Origin of the sequence: Wolbachia endosymbiont (group A) of Hedychridium roseum, from assembly GCF_964028325.1 — a bacterium.
Classification (GTDB): domain Bacteria; phylum Pseudomonadota; class Alphaproteobacteria; order Rickettsiales; family Anaplasmataceae; genus Wolbachia.
The window spans coordinates 1295378-1309450 of record NZ_OZ034755.1; the positions used below are offsets into that span (position 1 = coordinate 1295378).

Annotated in this window: 13 protein-coding genes and 1 pseudogene; 4 read left to right on the plus strand and 10 right to left on the minus strand. The window is 35.5% G+C overall.

Annotated features, from left to right (window positions below):
* Window positions 1-38: 38 nt before the first annotated feature.
* The 4 genes from ABWU23_RS06350 to ABWU23_RS06365 all read left to right on the plus strand — a co-directional run bounded on the left by ABWU23_RS06350 (window position 39) and on the right by ABWU23_RS06365 (window position 3063).
* Window positions 39-626, plus strand: a complete 588-nt coding sequence (locus tag ABWU23_RS06350) for an L-threonylcarbamoyladenylate synthase (protein ID WP_253309491.1) — start codon at window positions 39-41, stop codon at window positions 624-626.
* 17 nt (window positions 627-643) lie between these two features.
* Window positions 644-1465 (plus strand): DNA polymerase III subunit delta', encoded by an 822-nt coding sequence (locus tag ABWU23_RS06355; protein ID WP_253309490.1) that lies wholly within the window; start codon window positions 644-646, stop codon window positions 1463-1465.
* A 73-nt stretch (window positions 1466-1538) separates the two neighbouring features.
* Complete coding sequence (locus ABWU23_RS06360) at window positions 1539-2333, plus strand: hypothetical protein (RefSeq protein ID WP_253309489.1); 795 nt, start codon at window positions 1539-1541, stop codon at window positions 2331-2333.
* Window positions 2334-2391: 58 nt separating this feature from the next.
* Entirely contained in the window at window positions 2392-3063 is a 672-nt protein-coding gene (locus ABWU23_RS06365; RefSeq protein ID WP_253309488.1) for a VirB8/TrbF family protein, read from the plus strand.
* Here ABWU23_RS06365 and ABWU23_RS06370 read toward each other — a convergent pair.
* The 10 genes and pseudogenes from ABWU23_RS06370 to ABWU23_RS06415 form a co-directional block, all read right to left on the minus strand.
* The gene (locus ABWU23_RS06370; RefSeq protein ID WP_253309487.1) at window positions 3060-4556 is read right to left on the minus strand and encodes a proton-conducting transporter membrane subunit; all 1497 of its coding nucleotides are present in this window, start codon (window positions 4554-4556) and stop codon (window positions 3060-3062) included. The two genes, ABWU23_RS06365 and ABWU23_RS06370, sit on opposite strands and share 4 nt — an antisense overlap.
* A gap of 517 nt (window positions 4557-5073) precedes the next feature.
* Window positions 5074-5445 carry a holo-[acyl-carrier-protein] synthase gene (locus ABWU23_RS06375; protein WP_253309486.1) on the minus strand — a complete coding sequence of 124 codons (372 nt, stop codon included), beginning with the start codon at window positions 5443-5445 and terminating at the stop codon, window positions 5074-5076.
* Window positions 5442-6710, minus strand: coding sequence for a proline--tRNA ligase (gene proS / locus ABWU23_RS06380; protein WP_264688213.1), 1269 nt, complete (start codon window positions 6708-6710; stop codon window positions 5442-5444). The genes ABWU23_RS06375 and proS overlap by 4 nt, the downstream gene beginning before the upstream one ends.
* A gap of 256 nt (window positions 6711-6966) precedes the next feature.
* Window positions 6967-8197 (minus strand): annotated as a pseudogene (locus tag ABWU23_RS06385) (IS256-like element ISWpi15 family transposase).
* Window positions 8198-8254: 57 nt separating this feature from the next.
* Window positions 8255-9847, minus strand: a complete 1593-nt coding sequence (locus tag ABWU23_RS06390; protein ID WP_265045279.1) for a recombinase family protein — start codon at window positions 9845-9847, stop codon at window positions 8255-8257.
* Window positions 9807-10049, minus strand: coding sequence for a hypothetical protein (locus ABWU23_RS06395; protein ID WP_253309514.1), 243 nt, complete (start codon window positions 10047-10049; stop codon window positions 9807-9809). Before ABWU23_RS06395 ends, ABWU23_RS06390 begins: the two co-directional genes overlap by 41 nt.
* Before the next feature lie 271 nt (window positions 10050-10320).
* Window positions 10321-10821: an ankyrin repeat domain-containing protein gene (locus ABWU23_RS06400; RefSeq protein ID WP_264688210.1), complete on the minus strand. Its 501-nt coding sequence runs from the start codon at window positions 10819-10821 to the stop codon at window positions 10321-10323.
* Between the two features lie 313 nt (window positions 10822-11134).
* Window positions 11135-11935 (minus strand): ankyrin repeat domain-containing protein, encoded by an 801-nt coding sequence (locus ABWU23_RS06405; protein ID WP_265016401.1) that lies wholly within the window; start codon window positions 11933-11935, stop codon window positions 11135-11137.
* A gap of 194 nt (window positions 11936-12129) precedes the next feature.
* Window positions 12130-13290 carry a phage tail protein gene (locus ABWU23_RS06410; RefSeq protein ID WP_264688208.1) on the minus strand — a complete coding sequence of 387 codons (1161 nt, stop codon included), beginning with the start codon at window positions 13288-13290 and terminating at the stop codon, window positions 12130-12132.
* Window positions 13290-14072 (minus strand): baseplate J/gp47 family protein, encoded by a 783-nt coding sequence (locus ABWU23_RS06415; RefSeq protein ID WP_253308960.1) that lies wholly within the window; start codon window positions 14070-14072, stop codon window positions 13290-13292. The genes ABWU23_RS06410 and ABWU23_RS06415 overlap by 1 nt, the downstream gene beginning before the upstream one ends.
* Between the last annotated feature and the right edge of the window lies 1 nt (window position 14073).

Sequence of the window (14073 nt, forward strand, 5' to 3'; positions counted from 1 at the left end):
AAAACTGATCTAGTTGTTATGAATAAGTTTTTAGCTATATGGTATCTAAAATAATAAATGCAATACAGAACAACTTGTTAGTGTGTTTTCCAACAGAAACAGTGTATGCTCTTGCTTGTAATGCATTAAATAATGAATCTATAGGAAAAATATATCAGATAAAGAAACGCTCTCAAAATAAACCACTGTCTATATTTGTTAGTGATATTTGCAGCTTGATGAGAATAGCAAAGCTAGAGAAAAAGTATATTGGTTTAGTAAATCACTTTTCTCCTGGACCGATTACCTATATTTTACCACTTAAAAACAATAATATATTGCCAAACGAATTCTTTAAAGATAGTATAGGCATCAGAATCCCTGAGCATCCTATTGCAATTTCAATACTAAACAAACTGAAAGTTCCAATAGTTGCAACTAGTATAAATATTTCAGGAGAAAAAAGTGTATGTAAGGCAGACGATATACCACAATCCATTAAGCAACATTTATCTGCAGTGATTGAAGATGATGAATTAGTTTCTGGTATAGAATCTACTATTATTGACTTAACCGAAGATAAGATTAAGGTTTTAAGGGAAGGTGCAATTTTATTACAAACAGTAACCAATGCATTTTCAAACTAAGATCTATAGGAGAAAGAATGAAAAAAGTAATAGGTCACAACCAGGCCAAAAAAAAATTAATGAACAACTTATCTGTTCAGTCTTGGCTGATCTGTGGTAAAAAAGGTATAGGAAAAGCAACACTTGCAAAATCCTTCTCCAATTGGTTACTCATAAAAAGCTATAATGAAGTAGCATTGGACTTACACATTGTTGAAGGTGATACTATCGGAATAGAAAAAGTCAGAGAAATGAAAAACTTTCTACACTTAAGTCCCATTCAATCAGAACACAAAATAGCTATAATAGATAGCTTAGAGGCAATGACTAATAACGCTAAAAACGCAATATTGAAAATATTAGAAGAGCCGCCAAAAAATTCTAAGATATTTATAATTAGCCATAAGCCATATGATATACAAACTACTATCCAGTGTAGGTGCTTTCAGCTAAATTTACTTCCATTAACTTATGACGAAACAAAGCAAGTTGCTTCATCTCAATGTAAATTTGATGATCAAACGTTTGACGAAATGATTACTTTATTTCCTGGAATGCCAGGAATGATAATAAATGCAATAAGTAGTGATGCTTATGAAGCATACAAATGCTTTTATAAATTTCTTCATGATTTAAAGAATCCCAATATGATTAATAAAGTAATTAATAGCGAAATCGAACTAGAACTAGCATCATATATAATTCAGGCCTTCATTTTAGAAAGCATAAAGAGAGAGGTAAATGGTGTTGAAATTTTACTAGGTCAGTGGAAAAAAATAGATGAACTTTTCGTTGTTGCTAAGCAACTTCACTTAGATAAAAAGCATGTTTTAGCTAATGTAGTTAATATCATGACATAAGTTTACAAAGTATAATACTTTTAACATAAATTCATGATAAAATTCTGTTAATTTAATACTCGAAGTATATAATTTGACTGATAATAAATTAACTGTATGGCAATCAATAGAAGTTTTGACGAAAGCCATACTAAACATGCAGAAAGAATTAAGTTCAATCAAGAATATAGCTTTAGACCAGGACGTCACCTTAGAAAAAGGAAAGGAGTTGTTAAGCGGCATTTATGAAGCAAATTTTAAGCTAAACAAGGCAATCAATATAGCTACTTTGCCAAAAATTGGCTATCATATGCTAAATGGTGAGCTTGTTGTACGTAATCATATCACGGAAGAGGAAGTAAAGATTCCTAGAGATTTTCATTACCTTAAAGTCGTTAAATCCGATCATGATGATTATAAATTAACGTTTTGTAATTTTTTAGGTAATGAGTTCTTTGAATATAAAAAGTATGATCCACAATATTCTGGCGTTTCAGATGAATATAAGTTTGTGGATTTTGGTAGTGTAAAAAAGACTCATAATCTAAAATTTAAGGAATACGTTGGTCATGCACCTAAGTTTTTTGCTGCAGAAGGGCCTATTGAGCCTGGATCTCAAAACCATGCAATTGATCTATTTGAGCTAGTCAAAAGTGGTAAAGGTAGCAAAGTGGGAACCCTCGCTGATGAATTTGGTTATTTTGATGATCAAAATAAATTACATTATTATAATTATCACAAAAGTGCTGAAAGTAATATTTACAATCCTGAAAATTTCAGTGTAAAAATGATCAATGTAGATGTGAGCAAAATCGATAAATTCTACCTTATTGCGGAACAAGGTGATATAATCATTCATCCTATTTTGGAAAATTTAGACATATTTTAAAGTTTTTTAGAGTATCTAATCTTATTGTTATTATAATTGGGTTTGGTAGCATTGTGTTATGGAAGATAAATTGCTTGAATCAGTAAAAAACAAAAGTTATTTCAGTAAAGCAGTCGAATGGTACTGCCATAGGTATCTGTTTTGTGTAGCAGAAAGATCTTGGATGGCATTAATAGTATCGCTTCTCCTAGTATGCTTATGTTTATTAATATTAAACATATACCTGTTATTTCCTGTTAAAAAAGATTTAAATTTTGTGAAGTACATGAACCACACAGAAGATGAGTTCTCTGCAATGCATAAGCTTAGTTTCAGTAAAAAGGAAGATGAATACACTTCCACAGCGAGGTACTTAATAAGTAAATACATTGAAATATACGAGTCCATTAAGATCGTTGAACCGAAGTACCAAGAAAATTTTATAAGAAACAATTCTATACATAAAATCTATCAAGGCTTTCAGGAAAAAACGAACAATGAAGCTGTTAGTTCACCTTCATCCAAAAGAAAAACTGCCAACATAAATGTAATAACATTATCTATTGATCGATCGACCAAGGACTTAGTTACATTTGCTGGAAATGCTACTGTAGTTTTTACAACCGAGCAAAATAAGGAGGTGAAAGATCATACTGTGGAGATTAGCTTCACTTTGTCGAGTATAAAAGCAACTCTGGCTGGTATAATACCATTTAAATTTATTGTTAATGGTTATAAATACAGATTTTAAAATATTACTTGGTAGCTAAAAAAAATAACTAAAGTGCATGTAGCAGTAATAACTGGAGGTAAAACTAGAAGAATTGGCGTTTTTTTAATAAAGTAATTCTGAGAAGGTTTTAAGAAAAAGGCATTGTAAATTATTGGTAAAAAGTACAGAGCGTTAAGTATAGTACTAACAATTAACACTAGAGTTACAAACACAGAAAGTATTACATTGCCAGAGTTGAAAACAGCTTGAAAAATGAGAAATTTACCCCAAAAAGTCGGAGCAGGCGGCACCCCTATCATAGACAATGCACCTATAGCAAATGCTGTCATGTTAATTGGCATACTGCGTCCTATACCGTGAATCTTATCTATATATTTCTCACCTGTTTTCGTTATTATTGCTCCGGCAATGAAAAACAAAGTGATTTTTGCAAATGCGTGGCAAACTAATTGAAAAATTGCAACCCTCATGCTGAGCTCACTAAAAATTGAAGCAAATAATATAATATACGACAATTGAGAGATGGTAGAGTAAGCAAGCAATTTCTTTAATTCTTTTTGCTTTAATGCAATCAATGATGCAGTAATAATAGTAAATCCAGCAGCGTACGGAAGCCACCCTCCAGCAAACCAATTTTGCTGCACAAAACGTTGTATGTTATCGACGCCGAAAGTGTATAATATAACTTTTATGATGATGAAAACTCCGGATTTCACAACAGCAACAGCATGTAATAGTGCACTCACAGGAGTTGGTGCAACCATTGCTTTTGGTAACCAAAAATGCATTGGCATTAATGCAGCTTTTCCTATTCCATAAATCAGCATAGCAAAACACACTGCAATGAAAGTGATGAGTGAAGTATCAAATTTGAATATTCCACCACTTACAAAGTCTAAAGTATGAAATTCATTATATAAAAGGCCTATTGCAGGAAAAAATAATACTAAAGAAGAGAAAAATAGCACGCCAAAGTAATAGCGCCCTGCAATCATTGATTCATTTGTTGAGTTGTAAGTAACCAGAGGGTATGTACTAATAGTTAGAAGCTCATAAAAAACAAATGTAGTGAGCAAATCTCCAGAAAAAGCAATAAACATTGCACAGCTAATCGATATTGAAAAAAAGCATAGAAAACTTGAGTGATTGCCATCAGCATAGTTATTCTGCATATAACATATTGCATATATACTGGTTAGTATCCATAAAAACGATATTAATAAACTGAATATTACTCCGGTAGACTCTAGCTTTAAACTAATGTGCAAATTATTACCAAAATCCATGAGAATAAATTGAGAATGATCACCATATACCCAATATAAAGTGCACAGACACGTATACGTAAACAGAAGTACAGAAGAAATGACAGTAATACTATTGTTCACTCCGGGCCATTTACCAGTAAAAAAGATAACAAAAGCACTTAAAAGCGGAATCAACGCAGTAATTAATAAGTAATTCTCAGTAATTGAAAATGGTAAGGAAAGATACATTAAGATATAGTCCATTAAATTTTCTGTTTAGGTAAAGCTAGAATTATACTCAAATCATAGAAAAACCGCCATGTTTTTTTGGCAAACTAGTTGTTTGTGTATGCTATAGCTATACCGCCGCGGTATCTCTAGATCCCGCTAACACGTAGCGGGATGACGAATTTGTCGTTACGTCATCCCGCGATTCATTCGCGGTATCTCATCCGCTAACTAGTAGCGGGATATGAGGTTATCGTCATACCACTGCGAACCGTCATACCGTGATTTATTCACGGTATCTCTTAGCATAGATCCCGCTAACACGTAGCGGTATGACGAACTTGTCGTTACGTCATACCGCGATTCATTCGCGGCATCTCATCCGCTAACACGTAGCGGGATGAAAAGCTTATCGTCATGCCACCGCGAACCGTCATACCGCCGCGGCGCTAACTAGTAGCGGAATGACGGTTTTTCAAATTGTCGGTAAACCTAAGTCAGTTTAGCTATATAGATAGCATAAAGTCAACTGCATAAATTGAAACAATATCTGCTAGACGCAAATTATAACAAATGCAGTAGCGTAATCTCCATCGTCACTCAGAGAAAGATGAATCTTGTAGTCCTTTGAGATGAAATCCTTTCTGACAGCAATATATGGTTTTCCTCTTACATCGCTGTATATTTCTATATCTTTCATTATAATGCCCTGGCTAAATCCAGTACCTCGTGCTTTAACAAAAGCTTCTTTTGCTGCAAAGCGTTTGGCAAAATACCTTGCTCGCATTTCTTGACTATTATACTTTCTACTTAGCTCTATTTCTTTTTCAGTGTAGATTCTATTGAGAAATTTTTCCCCGTATTTTTGTAATATTCTCAATACTCTTGGTATATATACTATGTCAGTGCCGATACCGCGTATCATTTTGTGCTAAAGCGATTTATTGCTTCCTCAATCTGCATTTCTTTTACCTCTCCAGTTGCTCTATTTTTTACTTCAACTATATTTTCATCTATTGCCTTTTTTCCAACAATTATTTGCCACGGCAAGCCTATCAGATCCATTCTAGAAAATTTTACTCCTATACTTCTTTCCGTATCATCGTAAAGCACTTCATCACTTTTCAAAGCTTTGTATATTTTATCTGCAGCCTCCGTTACTTTCGTTTGTAAATTGATTAAACCAATTCTGAAAGGAGCTACCGCTTCTGGCCAGATAATTCCCTTATCATCATGAAAAGCTTCTATTATTGCACCGACAAGCCTTGAAACCCCAATGCCATACGAACCCATATGCATGTTGACATTTTTTCCATCTTGAGAAGTAACACTTGCCTTCATAGGCTTTGAGTATTTGTCGCCAAAATAAAAAATATGCCCTATTTCAATACCTTTACTAACATTTAACTGCTCTTGCGGCACAAGGCAAGTTTTAGGGTCGTGCATATCATCTGCAACTGCATATATATTCTTCAAACTTTCAACATCTTCACTTTCCAGTAGTTCAGAAAATTTATTGTCATAATATAAAGTGCTCTCACCAGTGTTTGCCAATATATGAAACTCGTGGCTCAAATTTCCTCCAATTGGCCCAGTGTCCGCTCTCACTCCAATTGGAGTAAGTCCCATGCGTTTGAAGATTTTTATGTAAGTTTTGTACATCAAATTATATGAATTCAGTGCACCTTCGTAATCTACATCAAAACTGTATGCATCCTTCATCAGAAATTCCCTACCCCTCATAACACCATAACGTGGTCTTACCTCATCACGGAATTTCCACTGGATATGATACAAACAAAGTGGCAAATCTTTGTAACTTTTTACCACATCTCTAATTAGATCAGTTGCTACCTCCTCATGCGTTGGACCGAAAAGCATATCTTCCTCATGCCTATCCCTTATACGTAGCATTTCCTTACCGTAATCATCGTAACGTCCCGATTCTCGCCAAAGATTTGCTGGTTGCACACAAGGCATTAATGCTTCAATTGCACCAGATTTATCCATTTCATCTCTGATAATATCTTCAATATTCTTAAGCACGCGCAGACCAAGCGGCAACCACGTATAGATGCCAGATGCTATCTGCTTTATTAAACCTGCACGTAAAGAATATTGATGGGAGATAATTTTAGCATGGGTAGGCTTTTCCTTTAGAGTTGGTAGGTAATATTTGGATAAACGCATATAATAGACCTGATTGTATTAAGTAATCTTAATACAATCAGACCTGTAGGTAAACTTATTTTGAAAAAGAAGGGAAGTGTGTGGTACTTCCCTTGATAATTTTATAGCTACCGTGGTCTTGGTACAACATTTTCATCCCGCTAACAAGTAGCGGGATGACGATTGTCAGGGTGTCATCCCAGCGCCCCTATGATGTCATCCCAGTGCCCAGACACCTTAGACGGGAGTGTTAAATAAACTGTGTCAAACCGCATTTTTAGTTCAACTCAATTTTCAATCTGCCAGGAAAGAAAACATCAAGTTGAGAGATAGTTAATGCCCAATCATGTACAGGCATCGTCCACTTTTCCTCTGCCTTCTTTATAGCACAATATACCTGCTTATACAAGGCATTTATGCTGGTAAATGAGCCTTTGGTCTTAGTGAATTTCCTAATTTGCCTATGTAGCCCCTCTATGGGATTGGTGGTGTAGATTATCCTCCTAACTGGACCAGAATACTTAAAATAACCAGACAAGTTTTCCCAATTATTCTGCCAAGATTTTATAACCATAGGGTACTTTGTGCCCCATTTTTCATCTAATTCCAACAGATAATTCTCGGCAATTTCCTTGCTTGAAGCTTGATATACCTTCTTTAAATCGCTCAAAAAACTCTTCGCATCTTTACTGGCCACATACTTCAGTGAGTTGCGTATCTGATGCACTATACACATCTGCACTTCCGCATTAGGAAAGACACTGTTTATAGCTGCAGGAAAGCTTTTCAGCCCATCAACGCAGGCAATAAGGATATCTTCTACTCCTCTTTCTTTGAGGTCATTTAGCACTCCCAACCAGAAGTTAGCTCCTTCACTTTCAGCCAAATAAAAACCTAATACTTCTTTTTTGCCATTTTGATCTATGCCTAATATGTTATACATGCATTTACTTACGCAATGCCCGTCCTCTTTGACTTTAAAAAACCATGAAAACTATCGGATATACAGACTGCAGCGGGCGACTACGCCATTCGTTGATTACTGGTAGCAATTTGTCAGTAATACTTGATATCTCTGCCACCGATATTTTGTGATCATAAATTTCCTCAACATGTGACACTATATCTCTATAGCCCATACCACTGGCAAATGTGCTCAAAATCTTCGTTTCAAGCTCTGGATGTAAGTTTGTTTGCCTTTTTTTGACTATTTGTGGTTCGAAACTTCCTTCCCTATCTCTTGGCGTCAAAAGCTCAAATGACCCTGCGCTTGTACGTAAAGTCTTTGCATTCCTCCCATTTCTTCGATTATTCTCTTCGCTTTCAGCCGACAAGTGGTTTTCTATTTCACCTTCCAGGCTTATCTCCAGCAACTTTTTTATAAACGGTGTTAATGCTCCATCTCTTCCTGTCAACGGTCTTCCTTCTCGTATAGACGACAGGATATTTGTTTCTAATTCTTTATAATCTACCAAACCGGTAGTTCTGTTTACTACTTTCTGACTCATTGTCAAACCTCCATTTTTTTATATCAATTTATTACTTTTTTTTCGGTTTGACACAGTTTATTTAACACTCCCCCTTAGACAATCTGCCAACTTCTGATTTTGTCCATTCTGGGCGGGATTGTTGAGTTCTCTGATCTTAAATACTACATTTACTTCATCAAGATCAATGTTGACTTCTTTTACTAATGTCCTAATAAGACTACGTTTAGCTTGCCAATCTAGGTGTTCCAATTCCGATTTAACACTAGAATAAAAGCCCTTTATGCTATTTGTAATAAGATTCATTTTCTGCTGTAGTCCCTTTTGATCAATCACCTTTTTCTTCTCTCCTTCAATCTCTTTTAAACGTTCCTTCATTTTTTTCATTGCCTGCTTAAAGTCTTCCTTACTTATATATTTTTCCTCACTTGTATTCTCTTGAATATAATAATCATTGATAAGTTCTTTAATATTTTGTTTTAATTGACTCTCACGTCTTGCAAACCTTTCATCTAATAATTCATTCTTATGTTCTGAAATTCTACATTGGTACTCCTTTACCATCCTATCTGGATTTTTTAATACACTTTTTACTTCTTCCCACACACCTGTTTCTAACACTTCTCCACGAATAGATCCGTTAGTGCATACCTTATTACCGTAAAAATTTCTTGTACCCAGGCAAGTGTAATAAGTATACACAATCTTTTTTTCTTTGCTGTAATTTCGCCTTCCGCAGTAAGCACGTCCACAACACTTACACACAACTAGCTTTTGCAACAGATATGTCTCTTTTCTTTGCTGCACTCTTGCTCTCTGTTTATTCTCAATCAATTGTTCTTGTACTACATTAAACAAATCCTCGTCAACTATTTTCGGCACCGGTATATGAATCCAATTCTCCTCATCTGTACTGTAAATAGAGTGAGTTCGCCGGCTGTTGCTTTTTTTTGGTTTGACTTCTAGCATTACTGGGCCCGCCTTTGTTTTACCATATGCTGCTAGCCCCTTGTATGCTGGATTTTTTAACATCTTATGGATGGTGCTTGAATGCCACACCTCTTTTCCTGTTTGTGTTCTAACAGAAGCTTCTCTTAGTCTCTTTACCGCTTCTCTAATACTTATCCTTTCCTCTCCAATCCACATGAACACCTCTCTCACTACTTTTGCTTCCTCTTCATTAATTTCAAATTTGTTTTCTCCTCCTTTTACATGCTTTCTTATATATCGATAACCATAAGGTGCATTGCTTATTACACTCACACAACCTTCTCTTGCTGCATGCAGTTTTCCCCTCATGCTTCGTATCAAGATTTGTCTCAGTTCAAACCTTCCTACTGCTCCTTGCACATCTGTCATTAAATCGGACTCTGGTGTATCATCAACCTTATGATTTGAAAAGATTATTTCTACTCTTGCTCTCTTAAATTCATCTATTACATCTCTTTGATCTACAGGATCACGTGACAACCGATCTAGTGAATAGATATAAATCTTATTAATTTTTCCTTCTGCTACTTTATCACGTAATTTCTTTAAACCTTCACGCTCTAAATTTGACCCTCTACGGCCATCGTCAGTGAATACATATTCTTCCAATAACTCATGTCCATCTACAGCAATTCTACGCTTAAGCTCTGCAATTTGGCTCTCTATTGTATGATCCCGCACTTGTCGGTCTGATGAAACTCTTGCATACAAGGCCACCGTTATCATCTTTTTCTACCTCCTTTTCGTTGTTTCTTTTTACTGAATACTTTAGTAACTGCTCGTAAGCTTCTGATAAATGTTTATCTGCTAACTCATCAGGCTCATATCGACAGGTCACAGTTAACGTTCTCTTTCTCATAATTTCTCCTGTAAATGTTTTCATAGTTCAGGCACTCCCTTTTTCCATAAATCCATTACTCTTGCGAAAAAGACGCAACTGTTAACCTTTATTTCTCTCAGCTTTTATGCAAAATTTTAGAAACACATACGCTATCTTTCATCAATTGAGCACTCTCCCAAATCATCAAGCTTCTTTTTTCCCTCTAATGATAAAATTTCCCTTTTTCCATAATCACCTCTTTCTTAGCCACAGCCCTTCTAAATTTTCACAAGCTCTTCTTTTGCCACTATCACACCTGCTGCTGATACGACCCTTATTTTTCTATGAACTCTCTCTGCTTATTTGCGATTTTTACGTTCTCTAACACTTCTTTTATCTCTTTATTATTTCTCGCATAATCCATTGCCGTTTTGCCAAATTTATCCTTTTGCTCTACATTTGCTCCCGCTTTTACTAGCTCTTCTACTATTTTTACCTCACTTACCATGCATGCCAGGTGTAACGCGGCAAATTTGCTACTTCGTTCCACTGCGTTTACCTCTACTCCTGCCTTTATCAGCTCCTTTGTATTTTCTACACGTTGTCCCATTACTGCTAAGTGCAATGGTCTATATTGTCCCGCATCTGCCACATTTATATCTGCTCCTTTTTTGATTAATAACCTCACTTTTTTTGGATCTGGCATTCCCACCGCGTAATGCAATATCGTCCTTCCTTTTGTGTCTTTTTTATTAATATTTTCTATTGAGTTATCTAATACTTCTTTCCACGACTTATTAAACTCTTCTCTTTCTTTCTTACTAAATTTTACCATAATGTTCCTCAGTTATTAATGCAATTTAAAGTGCCTCCAATTTGGCTCACTTTAGCGCTTAGCAAATCTTGTTTATTTACTAGCTACTTTTTCACTTAGGGCTGTTTTGGCATAAAAAGCAAGTTTTTTTTACAAAATATACACATTTTTTTCGCATATTAGATTAAGATATAAATCTATATACTTAATCTGTTAAATAATAAGCGGTTCCTCTCCTGCTGTTGTCAGCTTTTTCTTTTAAATTTAGGCTTCCTATTTTTCCTATTATCTTGTAGCCAACCCTTTTACTCCCTTCTCTTACAGAAAGCTCTTTTTATAGCCCTTTTATCTTCTCATCCATATCTTCTAGCTCTTTTTCCACTTCCATCAGTGCCTTCTTGACCAATGGCGCTTCTTCTAACTTTTCCCTTATTTCTTCAAACCTTCTTTCTCCTTTTTCTTTTAAATCTAGGCTAAATATCGCATCTACTGTCCGCTCCGACAACTCCCTTAGTTTTTCTAGCAACTCTTCAGTTCTCGCATAATACATTGCTGTTTTGCCAAATTTATCCTTTTGCTCTACATTTGCTCCAGCTTTTACTAGCTCTTTTATTATCTCTTTTGTTTCTCCTGTCTTGCATGCTATATGTAGTGGTGTATATCCTTTTTGGTCTTTCGCATTTACGTCACCTCCCGCTTCTAATATTGCCCTCACGTTCACTATTTCCCTCATAAATACTGCTTCATGTAGGGGGGTCCTTCCTATGTAGTTCCCAGTATTAACATTCGACCCTGCTTTTATTAGCTCCCTTACTGTCTTTTCACAACTCATTAAGCTCGCACTATGTAATGCCGTATATCCTCCATCATCTATAGCATTTACATTTGCTCCTCCTTCTATCAGTGCTTTTACATTCTCTACCTTTCCATAGAATGCCGCTAGGTGCAATGGTGTCTCGCCTCTATTGTTTCTATCGTTTGTACCTGCACCTTTTTCTATTAATAACTTTATTACTTCTGGATTTGACACTTGTGCTGCTCGGTGCAATATTGTGCAACCTGCTGCGTCTTTTTCATTTATTCCACGAAATGAATTCTCCTTTAATTTTTCCAGTCTTTTATTTAAATTGAACATTTTAGTTACCTCACTATAAAAACATACATAAAGTCGCCAATTTGGCTCACTTCAGTGCAAGATCAATTTCTTATGTTTACCTACACCTACCTAATTTATAGCTGTTTTGGCATGGAAAAGCAACTTCTTTTTTTCAAAAAACACACATTTTTACCGAATGTTAATGTAGTATATGAAGATATAAATATATGTATTTAATTCATTAAGCATATAGGTTGTTTTTCTTCCCAGGACCTGTTCAAATGTCGATGTTCATGCCATGTTAGTACACCTGGGTAAAACACTAAAATGTAGTTTTCTAGCTCGTATGTTGCATTTTTTTGCTTTGAATCCAATTCGTTTTCAAAATGAATGTAGTGTTCTGCTACGCTAAATCTTATTATTTTGGGGGTAGAGAAATTCTTTACTTGATAGTGGTGAACGGCAAAAAATCTTTCTAAAATTGGCTTGTATTTTAAATTCCACAGTTGTTCAGATAGCTTATCACTTCCTAGTAAAAACCTTTTTCCCCTCTCTTCTATACTACTTACTGGAAAACATGCGTTTATTTCTCCTAAACTCCAACTGTCCGATAATACTATCTGCGCTTTAGCAAACTTAATCTCAGGTAATAAGCTCTGTGGTAGCGGATATAACGTTTTTAAATTATTCCACTGATGACTTCTTTCATAAATACCGTTATAATTCTTTGTGTGAGGCTCGGTTTCTCCAAGGATTGCTACATCTAGCCTATACAGATCATTACTTAATGCCTGCTCATAATGATCGCGTAGATAGTTTTCTATAATCCTAATAACTGGACCACTAGACCTGAAAAAATTTACTCTCCCAAATGATAACACTGGTCCATCTTTTTCTATTTTTACCCCCGAATAGTCAGAAAGAAGATCTCCAAATAAACTCTCATCCAATATAAATCTCTGCGCATTATAATAATCGTTAAAAATCCTCATTAGCCGTGATCTTGCTGGCAATGATAGTTTTGCTAATTCTACTACTGCATCAACGAAGAAGTCGTTCGGAACATCTTTTATCCCTATCTGTAATTCAAAAAAGTGTTCTCCGGGTGGCTCTTCAATAATTGTAATATCTTCTATATTTGCCCACTTCAGTGCTATTTTCAGCGATGCTGGTGTTCCTCTCAAACGCTGAAATTTTATTCCTTCTTTTATCGCCTTTCTTTTGTCTTTTACCCAGCGTAGAATTTCCCCCAATCCATATTCTTCAACCAACCACGGCAATATTTTTTCCCCTAGGCTAAATTTAAATCCTTTTACACAGCTTGGGTCTACTTTGTAATCGATTGCATCAATCAGCGCTTTTTCTTGCTTTGTTGCGTTTGGTGGTAATAGCATTAATTCAACTCAACATTTAAACTTCTTAAGGCAGCACACTCATTCCCCAGTACCACAACATCCTCTCTTGGCTCGATTAATTCTACGTTTTCTACCCCATCCACAAACAGGTTGGCTATAATCCATGATTTCGTTACTTTCCATCCTAATCTTTTCGTTGTTTCAAATTTTTCTATAAATTGCTTCTTCACCGTTTCAATAATATCTGGTCTTTTAATGCTAATTTTACTGTGGATATCTATTTCTATAATATTGCAACTTACCACTTCTATTGTATCTGTTAAAATCCTCACATCCTCCCTGTTTAGCTGATTTCTGACAATTTCTAGTAATTCTTCTGGCAGTGTGGATAATTCTGTGGATAAGATTGAAACTTGTACTTTTCCTGGTACAGGTGATTCTACTAATGCATCTTTTACTCTCGTATCTGCTGATAATGCATAATACCGATAATTTCCTCCTGTGCTTGAGCCAACTATTCTTGCCTTGATTCTTTTTCTAAATCGTTCATCCTTTTCCCCGTTCTCCCTTTCCACTCCGTAAAATTCAGCTAAATCATCAAGTTCTTCTCCCCTTGCAAACTTAAGTAAGTTGCCCCTTGCTGCTTCGTTTATTCTTTCTCTCAGCAAAAGTTCTCGCCATGCTGCTACCTCTAAAATCTTTATTGCTGGGTCACTTTCTACTAATGCTGTAAAACTTGAGTCTCGACGTATCAACTCCTCCTTCATACGTGAAAAGATTTCTTCGAAGTTCAGTGGCTCAATAATGTTAGGCTGCTCCATC